The sequence below is a fragment of the Pseudomonas sp. SIMBA_068 genome, assembly GCF_046534705.1.
GTDB classification, from domain to species: domain Bacteria; phylum Pseudomonadota; class Gammaproteobacteria; order Pseudomonadales; family Pseudomonadaceae; genus Aquipseudomonas; species Aquipseudomonas putida.
The window spans coordinates 1-268 of sequence record NZ_JAWRYI010000620.1; the positions used below are offsets into that span (position 1 = coordinate 1).

Sequence of the window (268 nt, forward strand, 5' to 3'; positions counted from 1 at the left end):
TGCCAGATTTTCTTTAGCTTACGTCCGCCGTTGCGACCGACAATATGCAGCAATCCTGGCGCTTTGAAACGCACGCTGACCGCTTCGTCTGCACGCGGAGGGCGAATATCGACTCCCGCAGTAAGCTGTACACTTCCCAGCCCCGCCGGTAATTCCAGCGGTTGTAGCCACGTCTGCCACGGCACAATGGTTTCGCTTTGCCCGGCAACGGATTTAATCCACCACAGTTGCGATTGATAGCGGCGTATTTCAAACGCGCCAAAGCGTA

At 55.6% G+C, this 268-nt stretch carries 1 protein-coding gene; it reads right to left on the reverse strand.

Going from position 1 to position 268, the window contains the following annotated elements; genetic code table 11:
* The coding region (locus SB756_RS30690) for a hypothetical protein (protein ID WP_410913318.1) at positions 1–268 on the reverse strand (268 nt) is incomplete at both ends.